The organism is Pseudoalteromonas piscicida, assembly GCF_002744175.1.
Taxonomy (GTDB): domain Bacteria; phylum Pseudomonadota; class Gammaproteobacteria; order Enterobacterales; family Alteromonadaceae; genus Pseudoalteromonas; species Pseudoalteromonas piscicida_B.
On the sequence record NZ_NKHF01000099.1, the window covers coordinates 33,367 to 49,653 of the forward strand.

At 44.9% G+C, this 16,287-nt stretch carries 9 protein-coding genes; 3 read left to right on the plus strand and 6 right to left on the minus strand.

The genetic code is table 11. The features are described 5' to 3' along the window. The first annotated feature begins 2 nt into the window (after window positions 1-2). On the plus strand, window positions 3-4,106 hold the full coding sequence (locus CEX98_RS19810) for a non-ribosomal peptide synthetase (RefSeq protein ID WP_099643719.1): 4,104 nt from the start codon (window positions 3-5) through the stop codon (window positions 4,104-4,106). Next, window positions 4,103-5,356 carry an MFS transporter gene (locus CEX98_RS19815; RefSeq protein ID WP_099643720.1) on the plus strand — a complete coding sequence of 418 codons (1,254 nt, stop codon included), beginning with the start codon at window positions 4,103-4,105 and terminating at the stop codon, window positions 5,354-5,356. Before CEX98_RS19810 ends, CEX98_RS19815 begins: the two co-directional genes overlap by 4 nt. 25 nt (window positions 5,357-5,381) lie before the next feature. Here CEX98_RS19815 and CEX98_RS19820 read toward each other — a convergent pair whose 3' ends face one another. The 3 genes from CEX98_RS19820 to CEX98_RS19830 all read right to left on the minus strand — a co-directional run bounded on the left by CEX98_RS19820 (window position 5,382) and on the right by CEX98_RS19830 (window position 10,741). Next, complete coding sequence (locus tag CEX98_RS19820) at window positions 5,382-6,044, minus strand: fumarylacetoacetate hydrolase family protein (protein ID WP_099643721.1); 663 nt, start codon at window positions 6,042-6,044, stop codon at window positions 5,382-5,384. Between the two features lie 234 nt (window positions 6,045-6,278). Next, complete coding sequence (locus CEX98_RS19825) at window positions 6,279-9,848, minus strand: ABC transporter permease/M1 family aminopeptidase (RefSeq protein ID WP_099643722.1); 3,570 nt, start codon at window positions 9,846-9,848, stop codon at window positions 6,279-6,281. Between the two features lie 11 nt (window positions 9,849-9,859). Then, window positions 9,860-10,741, minus strand: a complete 882-nt coding sequence (locus CEX98_RS19830) for an ABC transporter ATP-binding protein (RefSeq protein WP_099643723.1) — start codon at window positions 10,739-10,741, stop codon at window positions 9,860-9,862. Between the two features lie 151 nt (window positions 10,742-10,892). Between CEX98_RS19830 and CEX98_RS19835 the strand changes: the two genes are divergently transcribed. Beyond that, complete coding sequence (locus CEX98_RS19835; protein ID WP_099643724.1) at window positions 10,893-11,570, plus strand: nitroreductase family protein; 678 nt, start codon at window positions 10,893-10,895, stop codon at window positions 11,568-11,570. Between the two features lie 18 nt (window positions 11,571-11,588). On the opposite strand, the gene CEX98_RS19840 is transcribed toward CEX98_RS19835, so the two are convergent. The 3 genes from CEX98_RS19840 to CEX98_RS19850 are packed head-to-tail and all read right to left on the minus strand — an operon-like array spanning window position 11,589 to window position 16,245. Next, window positions 11,589-12,632 (minus strand): efflux RND transporter periplasmic adaptor subunit, encoded by a 1,044-nt coding sequence (locus tag CEX98_RS19840; protein ID WP_099643725.1) that lies wholly within the window; start codon window positions 12,630-12,632, stop codon window positions 11,589-11,591. Next, window positions 12,622-15,927 (minus strand): efflux RND transporter permease subunit, encoded by a 3,306-nt coding sequence (locus CEX98_RS19845; protein ID WP_099643726.1) that lies wholly within the window; start codon window positions 15,925-15,927, stop codon window positions 12,622-12,624. The genes CEX98_RS19840 and CEX98_RS19845 overlap by 11 nt, the downstream gene beginning before the upstream one ends. 21 nt (window positions 15,928-15,948) lie before the next feature. Further along, complete coding sequence (locus CEX98_RS19850) at window positions 15,949-16,245, minus strand: ArsR/SmtB family transcription factor (RefSeq protein ID WP_099643727.1); 297 nt, start codon at window positions 16,243-16,245, stop codon at window positions 15,949-15,951. Between the last annotated feature and the right edge of the window lie 42 nt (window positions 16,246-16,287).

Here is a 16,287-nt window from a genome sequence, read left to right on the forward strand (position 1 = left end):
CCATGATCACCGATATTATTTATGCTCTCAAGCAGCAAGGGATAAGTATTTGGCAAGACCAAGAAAAACTTAAAATTGCCAGCCAACATGACATATCAAAAAGCGATGCGGTCGCCACACTAAAAGCTCATAAAGCTGAGTTACTGAGCTACTTAACTGAGCTCAATATCATCAGTAAGCAACGATTTGATGCCTTAACTATTTTGCCTGCGCCCCACTCTCATGCGCCTTTAACACTTGGTCAAAAGCAAATGTATTTTGCCCAAACCGCATCTGACTCCGCCAGCACGTATCATATTCCGTGTTTGCTCACGCTGGCAGATACTTGCAGCCACTCACAGTTAGCTCAAGCGCTTAAAAGTATCATCACTCGACACAGCGCATTAAACAGTATGGTGTCATTTGATGAAACGGGTGATCCAATCCAAACACAGTGTCATCAACCGATAGCATTTGAACATGTCTCGATCGCAAACACTGCATTGGATACCTATTGTAAAGAAGCATTTGACACACCATTTAGTTTGAGTGAGCAACGCCCCTTTAAAGTAACTTTCATTGATACTGAGCATACTCATTACGTACTACTCATTTGGCATCATATCGCGTTCGACGGTTGGTCGTTAGGCGTGTTTTTGCAAGAGCTTGAACGACTGTATTTACAACAGCCATTGGCACGGGCGGTACAATTTAATGATTATGCTTATTTTCAGGCATCGCCAAAGCAACTAACATCGAAGCAAGACGCTCAGCAATTTTGGTATACTCAACTGGACGACCTCTCACCGCTAACCCTTGCGCAATGCCAAACTAGGCCCGCAAAGTTTGCCCATCAAGGTGATACGGTTCAATTACCCTTAGACCCAAGATTAAATTGCAAGCTTGAAGCACTTGCTAAACATCATCAAGTTTCTCTCAATACCATAGGGTTAGCAGCTTGGTATCATACGCTTGCGTTACTTAGCGGCCAAGATAACTTTGCTCTGGGTATGCCCAGTGACAATAGAAACTCCATGGCAGAGCAAGGGATTATTGGCTACTTTGTGAATACCTTGCCGATAAAACCTGTGTTTAAGCACACGCAGTCGGTGTCAAGCTGGATAGCCGAGGTAAATGCCCAGATTAACCGCGCTAAACAACACCAAGCGCTTGCCTTTGAAGAGATAAAGTCGCTGCTGGATATCAAACTCGATACCAGCATGCATCCCGTATTTCAGAGTATCTTTACGCTCAGCCAGTTTACCCCTACTCAAACCAGCCAACACTGGTCTGTAGCTGAACTGCCAGCGGTTGACGACAATCAAGCAAAATTTGATTTGGCAGCCTATTTGCACATGGGCGACCAACCAAAGATCAGTTTAACTTATGCAACAACGCTTTATACTCGATGCTATATGAAGCAGGTTGCGGCATTATTTCAACGTATACTGTGTTGTTATGCTGACGAACCTGCTCACAGCCAATTATTCGAGCTTAATCTGCTTACCGATCATGATATCAACCACCAGCAACATCTGAGCGGTCTGCAAAGCAGTGACTTTAATACCCCTAGCATTGTTGAGCGCTTTCACCAAATCGTGGCTACGACCCCAGATAATATCGCAGTCAGTAATGCCACAACTCAGCTAAGTTATCGGGCGTTAGATAGCAAAGCAAATCAACTCGCTCATTTGATGCGCAAACGAGTACCATCGGTTCGTGTCGTTGCTATTTGTATGCAAAGCGATATTGCCATGGTAGTTGCTATGCTCGCCACACTCAAATTAGGCGCGGCATATACGCCATTGGCCTTAAAGGACCCTAATGATAGAAAGCGCTATCAACTGGACGACAGTAAAGCAGATCTACTGCTCTATCATGACAATTCGGCTCAATCAGTGGCGCCCTTACTTGATACGCACAGCGTCATCGGCTTTGAAGTCAACGAGGCCCTTTTCTTCGAGGATGGTGACACCTCTTGTCCATTTGATTTACCCAAGCGTACAGATGTTGCTAATATCATTTATACCTCTGGTACAACGGGTAAACCAAAAGGGGTGGCAGTTACACATGTAGGTTGTACTTCTTTGGTTCAAAGCAACGAACAGCTGCAGTTTTCAGCGCATGATAATTTTATTCAACTTGCTAACCCTGCATTTGATGCTGCCACATTTGAGATCTGGGGTCCTTTATTGAATGGCGCTCAGCTGCACCTCGGATACCAACACATACTCCACTCTCCAAACGAGTTTAAAGACACCATTGTCCGGTTAAATATTTCGACACTGTGGCTCACCCGTACTTTATTCGACACCATGTTTAGCCAAGATAACGCGATTTTCCACTCTTTAACTTATCTTCTGGTCGGGGGAGAAGCTCTGACGGAGCGCCTTGTTCATCAATTGGTGTCTTCTGAATGTGCACCACAACACTTTATCAATGGCTATGGCCCAACTGAGTGTACAACCTTTACCACTTTACATACCGTTACTGCCCAAGATACGCCAATCCCCATAGGTAAACCGATCCCTGGGCGCGCTGTAGCAGTTGTAGGCCAGCATAACCAATTGTTACCGCTAGGTTGCCCCGGTGAATTACTGGTCAGCGGCAGTGGTGTTGCAGCAGGTTATATTGGGCAACCTGAGCTAAGCAATAGCAAATTCGTGTCCTGTTCGTTATGGGGTAATGCTAGTACTTACTATCGTACTGGAGATTTAGTTTATTGGAACCAAGAAAATCAGCTATGTTATGTTGGCCGTAATGATGAGCAGGTAAAAATACGCGGTTTCAGAGTTGAATTAGCTGGTATTGAACAGCAGCTCAATACCATTGACGGGGTTAAAAGTAGCGCGGTCATCGCTCGTAACGTGCATGGTCAAACACAGCTACATGCCTACATCATTAGCGAACGACGTGATGAACAATGTCTTACAGCTGAAGCGGTTCTTCAAGCGCTACGTCCCAAGGTTGCCAGTTATATGCTGCCAAGCACAGTTATGTTTTTAGATACGCTGCCGTTAACCTTAAATGGTAAATTAGACAAACGAAAGCTTCCTGAGCCACAGCTTACCTGCAAGCCTATTGAGCTTCCAAGCACAACAACCGAGCACAACATCCTAGCACTGTGGCAGCAAATTTTACATTGCGATGAGATCTCAGTCTTAGAGCCCATTACCGACTATGGTGCCGACTCCATCAGTATGCTGAAGTTCTGTGGTCAAGCTCGCCAGCTTGGCTGGCAACTTACTCCACAAATCTTGTTAGAGCATACTTCCATTCGTGAGTTGGCTATGGTGATACGTGACTTGGCAACCCAACAGTTTGCCCATCTAAATGATGAAGAAGCGCTTGCACAAGCTCTTGCTCATCCACACTTTACACCGAGCCTGACCTTTAATGATAGTGCACTCCCTATGATACATATGTTACCCGCGGCTGCAGGCGCCGATAGCTTTGCACAGCTTGGGGAGGAGTTAAGCCGGTCCTGCCAGCTTCACGCTGTTGAAAACGTAAAGTTGTTCACAGGAAAGCACATTAGCATGCAACCTTTGGTGATTTACTATGCCGAACGCATACTGGCGCAACAGACTTCAGGGCCATTCTTTATCGGTGGGTTTTGTGAAGGCGCCATGATGTCTCTTGAGGTAGCGAACTACCTCAGTGATTTAGGCTATCAAGTTGCACACTGCTTTTTAATCGATCCTGTATTACCATTGCTGTCGAGCTCTGAACGCCAACAAGCAGAACAGCTGGTTGCACAAAGTGATGATGTGAAGTCTGCAACCATCGCCGAGGCTTTTTTAACACTCACTCGACACTTTTCCACTACCGCCCCTTATCAACATGATGTGACTTTCTTTTCAGCGAACGATGTCAGTGATGCTGCCGTGCCGTTAAAGGTATTGAACATAATACATCAAGTAACTGATATACCATCACTTTATCATGATGCCTTTAAACCTCCTTGTAATGGTTTAGATCACATACTAACGTCGGTAGAGGTAGTACCGCTGCTGCGATTACATGATGAAATCATGACAGATCAAAGAGACTTAGAATGCATTGCAAGCACGATAAGCCATAAGCTTAGCCAAGCATTTTCAACTTTACAGGTATCTAACGCATGACCCGCTCACAATTTGCCATCCAGTATGGGAAACACCTTGGACTAACCATGTTTGCGAGCATGCTAGTGCTGCCGATCTTTACGCCCTATATGCTGAGCCTAGGCTTTGTGCTACAGGATATCGCAATTGCAATGATGGTAATGGCTTTGACTATTATTGTGTTTGAAGTGCCCAGTGGAGTCCTTGCCGATGCATTAGGTCGACGCAAAGTATTCTTGTCGTCCTTAGTATTTGCCGCACTTTGTAACCTCACTTTACTGTTTAGCCAACACTTATGGCAGCTATGTGCTGCAATGGTTTTTTGGGGGTTAAGTCAAGCATCGTTGACTGGCACACTCAACGCTTGGTTTGTTGAAGCCTATCAAAAATTAGATGGCGATGAGCCCCTCAATAGTGGGTTTGGTAAAGTGTATGGATTAAGCTATCTTATTGGAGCAAGTGCTGCATTATTTGCGACATTATTTCTAGCGTTTATGGATGTCAGTCACTTTCAGTTAACCACTTTGTATAAAGCCCTATTCGTGATTTCTATTGTGGTGTTCGGGGTCACGTTTACCCGCACTTTTTTTATCGTCAGCGCACAAACAAGCAAGCACACCGGCGACGTAACACGCCCCTTACTTTCTCATTGCACTACTATGCTGAATACCTGCAAAGAACGCGGAATGCGCAAGCTGCTGATAATACTGGTATTTGCAGTGCCCGTTGCAAGTAGCATAGAGAAGTTTTGGCCTGCCGTCGCTGAGCAATATAGTCAGGTGCCAGTAGAAGCACTAGCGTGGATATTTCCGGCAATGTTAGCGCTTGGGTTTGCATTAAATGGCCTTGCCGCAGCACTAAGTACACCACTTTGCCGCTGGTTTGACCAACGCCTAGGGTATGTAATGGCATTTTCACACGGATTCAAGCTGCTGTTTGTGGTATTACTCAGTTGGGTTAGCTCTGTACCTATGCTTATACTTGCATTGGTTTGCTTCTATTTTTGCATGGGGTTAGCACAGCCTGCACAATTGCAGCTGCAACATCAGCTTAGCAGTGATAGCGTCAGAGCAAGTATCGAGTCGGTGACCTCATTGAGTACGCGCCTCGGTGGCCTCCTTGGCACTGCGATGACAGCCTTATTACTCACCTACACTAATTTGACCAACAGCTGGCTCTTATTAGGAGGCATATCCATCATCGCTATCATCCTATGCCATGCCAGTGTACTAAACCAACACGAACAACAGGTGAAAGTGCAACCCTCGTAAGCGAGCGCTATACCATCATCTGGACTTAAACCAACTGCAACTGGGCGCGCCATGGAGTGTGGTCGCCTAGTTGCAGCTGTAAGTGATCCCCTTGTGATAAACACCCTACTCCCTGAGGTGTGCCAGTGAGTACTACATCGCCAGGAGATAAAGTGAAATATTGCGTGATTGCTTGCAGTAACGTTGCAATAGAGAAAATCATCAGCTCAGAATGACCATGCTGTTTAAGTGTCTCGTTTTGCCAAAAACGATATTCAATATTGCGAGACAACTGATCCGTATCACACGGCACAAAAGGTGTTATCGGGCAGCTATTATCATACGCTTTAGCGCGCTCCCAAGGATGTCCTTGTGCTTTTAGCTCACTTTGCAAGTCTCGCAAGGTAAGATCTAGTGCAAGCCCAATCCCTACAATATGTTTAAGCGGCTCTGGAGTGTCCGCATCAATTTTCGCGCCAACCAATAACGCAAGCTCTGCCTCATAATGATGTTGCCCAAGCGCCGCGTTCAGCGTCACAGTATTGTCAAATGGTACTAAGCTAGTTGCAGGCTTAATGAACAGTAACGGACTACTTGGAACCGGGTTATCTAGTTCTTTCGCGTGCGCTACGTAATTTCTTCCAACACACACGACCTTTCCCGCAGGTAAGTTTATCTTGTTATTTTTACTATCAGTATGTAGATACATTCTACCCTCGTTGTGTATTCATAAGCATAACGGTATTAACAGTACCCTCTAAGAGAGCGAGTACGCACCTTGAAGTGGCAGCTTGCAACCGTGATATATTCGCGACACCTAATTAACCTGAGGCTTGGATAACAAAAGAGTTAATTCATTGTTCTTAATAACAAACTAAATTATCCGAAGCTCAGGCTAATTAAAAGGGCTTTATAAAAAGCCCTTTCACTATCGTCAAGCAAATTAGAGTGACTTGATATTATCGGCTGTTTTCTTATCAATCAGCTTTACAAACGGGTCAACTCCAGCAAATTTCGGTAACGCTTTTACTTTCAGTTCGATCTTGTTTTCACCCGATGTGATCGCATGCTTTTGCAGATATAACAGCGTTTCATCACTTTGGATGTTGTTAGGATCAGCAGAGAACAACGCAATATCAATCTCTTGATTAAGCGGAATCTCTTCTTCGTTACCTTCACCATCCGCGTGCTTTTTCGCCGCATCAATCGTTAAGGTCACTGTATGAAGCTCCCCCTCTTGCGCTGCTTTTTGTACTTCAACGCTCGCAAGCTTCAGCTCATACAAAGTAATTGCATTAAACTGATCCTCGATGAACACTTGCTCTTGTTCAGAGGCGCCATCTTTTAAGTAAGTCAAAAAGTCGAGCGTTGTTGGGTAAATATCCGTTCTGAAGCGATAGTCATTTAAGAAGCTTCTTAAGGCACTATTTAATCGCGCTTCTCCAAGTAAGTCATGCAATGCTAGCATCACAACAGAGCCTTTGTTGTAGTGAATGTATTGCTGACCTATGGTTCTGGATAGCGCCCGCTCTTCATACGGATCTGAACCTCGTCCACTTAAATAGCGATCTAATTCATACTTCAGGAATTTACGGAGGTTATGCTCACCGTACTTTTCCTTCATCACCATAATTGCAGAATATTGCGACAGCATTTCCGAGAGGATATTTGAGCCCTCAACGTTAGCACCTATCACCTGATGCGCCCACCACTGGTGTGCCAGCTCATGTGAGGTCACATAATAAGGTACGTTGATATTATCAGGATTGCGGGTGTCCGTTAAAAAGCCAATATTCTCCGAGTAAGGTACGGTATTGGCAAAGCTTTGCGCAAAATCTCGGTAGCGAGGAAACTCGATAATACGCATTTGCTTATGCTGGTAAGGTCCAAATTCGCGAGTGAAATAATCAATTGAGTCTTTTGTTGACTGCAACATAGTATCGACGTTCCACGCATGATCTTTATGGTAGTAAACCTCAAGTGCGATCCCCTTATACTCTTCTCGCTTTACCTCGAGATCCATCGATAAGATGTTGTAGAAGTGCAACATTGGGGCATCCATCTCATAAACATAAGTGGTACGGCCATCTTTGGTCTGTGTAGATTGCAAATAGCCTGGCACCATCGCAACTTGCGACTCATCTGTTGTCACTGTTGCTGCAAATGTGACGAAGTTTTCCGCAAATAATGGCTCATGATGATAGTGGGTTTCTTCAATCTTATTACCACGTTTTAGCGGTTCAAGACCGCGTTGACGGCGTTCACTTTTGTCTAGAATTTGTTTGTAGAAATCATAACCAAATGTTGGGAATAGCTCAGCGTTATCAATGAAGGTGCCATTGTTCACCAACATGACGTCATTGCCTTGATCGACAAAACCCAACGTTTGACGTACGACCGACATCGTGATTTCACGCTGCTCGCCCGGTGTCATCGGTTGTGAGAGCTCAAGCCAAGCATGCTTAAAGGTTTTGTCCTCCTCACCAAGCGTAGCGCCAGCCATTTCAACCTGCCACTCTAACGTATGGTTAGGTTTATTCACCAAGAAGCGCGTAATCTCTTTATCAGAGCGGTTTTCAACCAACAATTTTACCTGTGCTTCTATACGACGAGTCTTCGGAAATATCTCGGCATTAAGCTGCACATCTAACGTGACTGGCACGGGATCATCTTTGTACTGGGCAAATTGCTGTTCATATTGCTCTGCAATATCTTCTGCTTCATCTTGAGTGATAAACTCATTGATCACTTGGGTGTTGTAGTAAATGTAGCTACCACTGCCCACGAATATGAGAGCACCACACGCCAATAATGCTTTACCCGTGTTGCCTAATTGATAATTCATCTGCGCAATTCGTGCTTTAAGCGTTTGCCCGGCACCACGAGGCCACAGTCCATAGCTGAGCGTCGCTAACATCATGCTAAAACCAAACCAGTACAAATTGTACCAATGCGCAGCACTGAGGAAATGACCATAACCATTAATATCTGAGTACGGCACCGAAGAAGTTTGGCCTAAGTGATACATGTTGTGCTCAAAACCAAAATTGGTCAACACGATTGAAACAATGAAATAGACAACAAATAAGCCCATACCCATATATTTACTTGGGCTCATTACCTGTATCAAAAATGCTAACGTCGTTTGAAAAGCAAAACCTAAAATATACAGATAACCCAACCGCACAATATACTGCGCAAGATCTATCTGGGTTATACCAGACATTAATTGATAGCTAATCGTGATTAAGCTACCAAATACGCATAGCAACGTCATTACCGCTACTAAAGCAATATATTTGGAGCCCCAAAATACCCAGTTTGCAACAGGGTACGAATCAACAATATCTCCCATTCTTGAGTCACGGTCATGCCAAACCAGTTCAGCACTGTAATATACCAAGACAATTACCAACAACTGCCAGAAGCTGCCATGGATCAGCTCCACCATTCTGAAAGTCACAGGCCATACTTCTGTACCATACCAATTAAAAGAACCCACTAATGCCGGTATTAAGGTTGCAACGGCCAGAATTAATAATACTAAGAATGGATAACTTTTGAGTACGTGCTTCACTTCGAAAGTGGTTCTGGTACAAAAATGTGCCCACGCACTGCCAGTGCCAGCTTTAAAGTCAAAGCGATTCTGCAAGGCAGCAGTTTGATTGCCAGCGCCTTTGGCTTTACTCTTGGTTTTTTGTTTTTGTGGTAAATAGTGAGATGATTTAAGTGTCAACGCAACTAAACTGAACAACGCAACAGCCATCCAAATTAATCGGTTGTAAAGCACCTCATCAGCTAACTTGATGAGTAACGTATTACGCTCAGCAATACTCCAGTACTCTGACTGTGCTGAAATCGCTGATAGACCAAACATATCTAGGTATGCAGCAATAGCTCGGTATTCAATATCTGAGAAGATAGTGTTCGCGACAAAGTAAGTGACAAATAAACCAACAGCAACTAAGTACATCGCTATCATGGTTCTAAATTTTTGTGCCACCAGTGCAAATAAGCTGGCCATAAAGAACAAGGAAGGCGCTGCGATAATGAATAGCGGTGTTAGGTAATAACTGAGCTTATTAGGCCCGATTAGTTGTACGTCGAGCCAACCGGCTAAACCACCAACACCTGAACCTACCCAGATCCCCACTAAGCACATTGAAAACACAATCAAGGTGACCAGATAAGCACCAAGGAATCGTCCCAAGTGATATTGAGCTAAGTCCAAGGGTTTACTTAAAATAAGTTCACTAAACTTGCTTTGTTCATCTCTTATCACCGCACTACCAACAAAGTTTACCACCAAAAAAATGGAAAAAATCGTCATAATGGCAACGGTTTGCAAGATAGCATAAGGAGAGTTTACGTTAACATTACTCCCTCCACCGATCTGTACAGCATCCGAAACTGACGCAAAAAAGGTCAGCAAAAATAAGATCAAAGAAGTGACATAAAAAGAGGGCTGACGGATAAAGTACCGCAGCTCAAAGCGCATCATTTTAAATAGCATCTGCCTACTCCTTACGCTGCTTGATTATTACGATGTGTATGCAGTGTAGAAAAGTAGACGTCTTCTAAATCAGCTGGAACTGCGTCAAACCCTTCAGGTGCTTGATCGGCAAATACGTTAAGTAAGGTTTGACCCGCAAATAAGCGTTTGGAAATGACAGGCAAATGCTGCTCAGCTTCTTTCGCTTCGGCAAGCGTCATAGATTTGCGCCAAATTTTTCCTTGTAGCTGTTCAGTGAGCGCGATTGGATTACCTTCAAGTAAGATCTGTCCACTGGCCAATACCGCCATATTCGGACATAGCTCAGATACATCCTCAACAATATGTGTAGATAGAATAACGACTTTACTTTCACCTAAGCCCACTAAAAGGTTGTGAAAGCGGTTACGCTCTTCTGGGTCTAGTCCTGCTGTGGGTTCATCAACGATGAGTAAGTCAGGATCGCCAAGCAGTGCCTGCGCTATACCAAAACGCTGACGCATCCCCCCTGAAAAACCACTGACGGCATTTTTACGATGGTCATACAAATTGGTTTGCGCAAGTAAGCCATCTACTGCTTCCTTACGCACTTTCTTGTTATTCAAACCTTTTAAAATGGCCATATGGTCGAGTAAGTCGTAGGCACTAACTCGAGGATAAACACCAAAATCTTGGGGTAAGTAACCTAACCGCTCACGCAGTGCTTTGGGCTCTTGTAATACATCGATACCATCAAACTGTATTGAGCCTGAATCTGCAGATTGTAATGTTGCTATGGTTCGCATTAACGATGATTTGCCTGCGCCATTGGGCCCAAGTAGACCAAACATTCCTTTTGGAATATTCAACTCTACGCCTCGTAAAGCATGAACACCATTGTCATAGGTTTTTGAAAGTCCTGATATTTCGAGCATTTTTATTTCCCTTTTGGATTTTTATTATTGCTCTTTATATAACACTTACCTCAAATGGTTACAATTAACACAAACATATCAATTGCAAATAAAAGTAAACACTGAAACACTAATGAGCACTCTTAGTTTACAAAACCCAAGGAAAACTAACATGCAAGATCATGCCAACCACCCACTGACGGATTTTATCGAATATCCTCATGACGAGATGTTAAGTCGTGCAGAAGCCTTCTTGGAAAACAGTAAAAGGCGTCATAGTATTCGCGCTTTTAGCGACCGCCCAGTGCCACAAGAAATCATTGAAACTTGTATAAAGGCCGCAGGTACAGCACCTAGTGGTGCAAACCACCAACCATGGCATTTTGTAGCGATCGGTAGCCCTGAAAAGAAACAGCAGATCCGAGCTGCAGCTGAAGAGCTAGAACGCTCATTTTATCGAGGAAGAGCAGGTGATGAGTGGTTAGACGCCCTCAAACCACTGGGAACTGACGCGCAAAAACCCTACCTTGAGCATGCACCATGGTTAATTGCGATTTTTAGTCAGAAAAAAGGCGGGATCCACGCTGAAGATAAAAATACCAATTACTATGTACACGAGTCTGTAGGTATTGCTACCGGTTTTTTGATCCAAGCGCTTCACAATGCGGGACTAGCAACACTGACACATACGCCAAAGCCAATGAGCTTTTTAACTGAGTTATGCGGCAGAGACAAAGATAATGAACGCCCTTATATGTTGCTGGTTGCAGGCTATCCAAGTGATGAAGCGACTATCCCTGAACATGCGACAGTAAAAAAATCACTCGAAGAGATCGCCACTTTCATCTAAACAATGGACAACTAGCTGTTAATGAACAGCTAGTTGATCGCCCTCGTTGAGCCCGGTGATCACAACGGTTTTGTTGCCATCCTCAGCACCCAAGCGGATGTAGCGCTTATTGCGCTGATCATTTTCAATAACTTCAACCATCGCTAACTGCCCATGTTTGCTGATCATCTGAGTGGGTATTTGGATCACGGACTGCTCTCCAAGCACCAGCTCCACTAAGGCATACATGCCCGGCACAACGTTTTGCATCAGCGGCATATCAAGCTTAATGACAAAACTACGTGCTTGGCTGTCGGCAACAGGAACCATTTCCGACACCCTTGCCATTTGTGTCACATCTAGCGCGGGAATACGTACTTTAATTTCGCTGCCTAACTGAATGTGTTTAACTTGCGCTTCTCGAATTGGCGCCTCGATTTGCAATTGCAGTGGGTTAAACAAAGAAACAATGGCACTTCCTGGACTAACCGTACTGCCAGGCTCTTGTAAACGCTCAACCACTTTACCTGAGATAGGCGCTACTATCTGAGTATACCCCAATGCCACTTGGGCACTGCGAAAGGCCTCTTGCAGAGCGCTATCTTGTGCTTGCAGCTCATCCACACTGGCTTGCCACTCATCAACTTGATTAATCGCTATCAACCCTTTTTCATTTAAAGACTTGCTTCGTGCTAACTGCTTTTTTGCTTGCTCAAGCTTGGCCGAGTTTGCCGCTTGCTGCGCTGCTACACGCTGTAATTCCGCTTTAAGCTCCGCATCATCCAAGGTTGCAATTAACTGACCTGCAACGACCTTATCACCGGCTCTCACACTCAGTGTTTTTAGCTCAGCCAATAGCCGGCTCGATACTAAGGTATTTTCTTTTGCGACGACACTCGCTGGCACTTGCTCAATGATTGCAACTGAGGATTTTTGTACCGTATACCGCTCACCTTGATACGGCGGTTGCTGCGCTTTTGTACCTGGGGCTAATTTATTCTGGAAACCACCAGCGAGCCACACCACCATTAGTAGTAAGGCGCAAACGGCGACGACAGGAATAATAATTTTATTACGAGACATGTGATGACTCCTGACCTGATGAACTCGTGAGTGATTGAGCTGATACTGGCGTCTCTTTAAATACCAAGTAATATACAATTGGCACAACCAGCAGCGAAAATAATGTTGAGGCAATAATGCCGAAAATGATTGCGAGTGCTAACCCACTGAATACTGGGTCTAAAATAATAACTAGGTTACCTAATAAAGTCGTACCTGCGGTGAGTAGCACGGGCCGCATCCTAACACTCCCAGCTGCAATTAAGGCATCAATTATCTCCATGCCTGCCGCTCGAGACTGATTGATAAACTCCACTAAGATAAGAGAGTTTCTTACTACAATGCCAGCCAACGCTATCATGCCAATCATCGCTGTTGCGGTGAATAACACCGGCTCTGGTGCACCAGCGATAACACGTTCACCAAACTGATTAAGCAGCCAAAAACCTGGCATGATCCCTATCATGGTAAGAGGGATGGCCGACATAATAATCAACGACAAACTACTCGACGCAGTTTGTATTCGTAAAATCACAAATATTGCAGCAAGCGCAAATGCAAACGCGATCCCCATATCTCTAAATACATCAATTGTAATACGCCATTCACCTTCCCCTTTAAAGGTATAACTGGTGCCTTCAGGCATAGACCAGCTAATGCCACCACCACTTTGTAAAAAGGTGCGCGATGACCAATGGCTTTGAGCCTGCTGTTGGTTTTCGTCCGCAACGACATCGGCAATGACTTCCGCTGGTGTACGGCCGTTAAGCTCAGCAAACACATAAATCACTTCTTGAAGATCTTTACGCATTATTATGGGAGCGGTTGGTACGGACGTTAACTCACCCAGTTCAGCGATTGCCACCAATGGCCTGGCAGCTTGCTCTAAGCCATATTCTTGTGTGGTTTTTGCTAAGTCTTGGCGGCCACGAACTTGCATAGCTAATAGGTTTTGCCATTGATTACGCTGAGCATAGTTTACCCCTAATTCAATGGGCACCGTTGCTGCTTCATGTTCGGTATAAAGAAACCCTGCTCGAACTGTGCTGCTGGCTATGGCCAAAGACTGGTTCACATCCGCAGTGGCGACACCAGACAGCGCAGCTTTTTGCTTATCGACCACAAAGCGTTTAAATACGGTGGGAGTAGCCATAGACGTGTCCACCTCTACCACATGAGGCTCTTGCTTTAGCCTTTCTGCAACTTGTTGAGCGGCGGTTTCATGAGTAGCACGAGACACAAATGGCTGAGCATATACTTCGGCAACAAGTGTGCTCAAAACAGGCGGGCCAGGCGGCACTTCGACCACTTTAACTTGGGTTAAGTCCTGATTGAACGGCCGTAACTTCTCACGTAGTCGCATCACCACAGCATGAGATTGATGCGCTCGCGCTTCTTTATTTACCAAAAGCACACGCAGTTCAGCTAGATGAGGCCCATACCTACGATAGTAACCACGTACCATGCCATTAAAATCCATGCTCGATGGTTTGCCAACAAACGCAGCGATATCGGTTACTTCCGCCTCGGACCAGACAATCCCCTGTATTTGTTTGGCCATCGCAGCGGTTTGCTCAAGGCTAGTGCCTTCGGGCATATCAATTAATACTTGGATTTCACTTTTGTTGTCGAACGGCAGCAGTTTAAGCGGCACGGCTCGAAATATCGGCAAGCTGACACTAGCAACAAACAGCCCAAGTACAGCCCATAGCACCCACTTGGCTCTGGTGGGATGTTTTAGCAATGGCAACATCACTTTGCCATAAAAAGAGGCTTGCGGGGCAATCGCTTTTGGTATTGATTTGGCTTTTAGTAATTTTTTAGATAACCATGGCGTCACTAAAAAGGCCACTAAGGTTGAGGCTATTACGCTTATCGGCACATTAAATGCCATTGGTGCCATATAAGGCCCCATCATGCCGGTGATAAATGCCAGCGGAATAAATGCCATAATAATGGTCAAGGTAGACATCAGTAGTGCCGACTTTATTTCTACCATGGCAGCAACAATATTATTGTCTTTATCTTGTCCATTCCCACGGTGAATAAATCGACTAATATTATCGATCCCCGTGATTGGATCATCAACCAGCAAGCCCAAGGACAGAATTAATGCAAACAAAGTAACGCGGTTAATGGTATAGCCAAACGCAAAATCTAGCCCTAGTGTAATGCCATAACAGATAGGCACTGCCAACCCCACAACAATCGCTGGACGCCAGCCAAGGAAGACACCAACAAAAACCACCACAGTAAACACCGCGAAGGCCAAACTGGAGGTTAAGTTGTTCACTTTATCATTGGCTGTTTCTCCGTAATTACGCAGTACTTTTACGGTCACTTCAGCAGGCAGTAGGTCTTGTTGTAACTGAGCGATGAGTGCGAGGCTTTGCTCAGCTACAGTCACGGCATTGCTGCCTTTTTGTTTTGCCACGCCAATGGTCACCAGCGGCGCATTCATACCAAGGTTACTGCTTGCAAGCCACTGATAACTTTCAGGCTCACTTGGCCCGTCGATCACCGCAGCCACATCCTTTAAGACTATCCCACTGCCGTTGATCACGTTAACGGTAAGGTTTTCAAGCGCAGACTTGTCGCGGATCGCATCCCCAGACTCAAAGGTAAAGGAATACTTGCCTGCACTCACCTGCCCGACCCGCTCAACTTGGTTACTCGCCTGGATCGCCCCTAGCACATCCATTGGCGTAGTTTGATGTGCAGCTAATGCGGCCAAATCTAACTCGACACGTAATGCTCTTGTTCGCCCTGCAATTACAGTGACTTCACTGGTATCTGGAATAGTTTGCAGCTGTATAGATAGCTCTTGTGCGAAACGCGTCAGTTCATAGTCGCCATACAAGGCAGGGTTTGAACTAGACAACCCCAACATGAGGATTGGCACATCATCTACTTCTATAGGGCGGATCTGCCATTGCTTTACGATACCGGGCATGGTGTGCTGATTGGCGTTCAATTTTGTGTAGGTATTTAAAATCGCCCGCTCTCTGTCTTCTCCAACATGAAACCTCAATGTGACAACCGCAGCCCCTGTTTGCGTTGTGGAGTATACGTGCTCTACACCAGGAATTTGTAATAGCAGCTTTTCCAGCGGTGTGGTAACCAAACGTGCCACCTCTGGAGAGGCGGTGTTAGGCACTTCCACATGAATATCTAGCATTGGCACAACAATTTGTGGTTCTTCTTCTCTCGGTGTCATTTGCAGTGCAAATAAACCAAGGACAATAGAACACAGAAAAATAAGCGTGGGCAAATGCCCTTGTAAGCTTTGCTTAATCGCGCTATCTATCTTTTGCATAAATCAGTGCATCCTAACAGGTCAATTAGCACAAAAAAGCTGGTACAGACTTTCTAGCATGGTCGCCACCCGACTATCACTGACTTGGTAATAAATAGTGGCTCCATCACGGCGAGTTGATACGATTTCAGCTTTTCGCATACTGGCCAAGTGCTGAGATAGAGCAGACTGTGTAAGTGGCACCATCTCATTAAGTTGACTAACACTTAACTCCTGTTTTTGCAGTGAACACAGAATCATCAAACGATTTTTATTTGCCATTAATTTAAGTAGCGACTCCGCCTGCTCGGCATTTTGTGCCATTTGCTGAAGATCCATGCTGACTCCCTAAAAATAAATTTGCACAAAGTATAGACACAA

Coding starts and splice junctions, on each gene's coding strand:
- CEX98_RS19810 (WP_099643719.1), top strand. CDS start 3: ATGATCACCGATATTATTTATGCTCTCAAGCAGCAAGGGATAAGTATT.
- CEX98_RS19815 (WP_099643720.1), top strand. CDS start 4,103: ATGACCCGCTCACAATTTGCCATCCAGTATGGGAAACACCTTGGACTA.
- CEX98_RS19820 (WP_099643721.1), bottom strand. CDS start 6,044: ATGTATCTACATACTGATAGTAAAAATAACAAGATAAACTTACCTGCG.
- CEX98_RS19825 (WP_099643722.1), bottom strand. CDS start 9,848: ATGCTATTTAAAATGATGCGCTTTGAGCTGCGGTACTTTATCCGTCAG.
- CEX98_RS19830 (WP_099643723.1), bottom strand. CDS start 10,741: ATGCTCGAAATATCAGGACTTTCAAAAACCTATGACAATGGTGTTCAT.
- CEX98_RS19835 (WP_099643724.1), top strand. CDS start 10,893: ATGCAAGATCATGCCAACCACCCACTGACGGATTTTATCGAATATCCT.
- CEX98_RS19840 (WP_099643725.1), bottom strand. CDS start 12,632: ATGTCTCGTAATAAAATTATTATTCCTGTCGTCGCCGTTTGCGCCTTA.
- CEX98_RS19845 (WP_099643726.1), bottom strand. CDS start 15,927: ATGCAAAAGATAGATAGCGCGATTAAGCAAAGCTTACAAGGGCATTTG.
- CEX98_RS19850 (WP_099643727.1), bottom strand. CDS start 16,245: ATGGATCTTCAGCAAATGGCACAAAATGCCGAGCAGGCGGAGTCGCTA.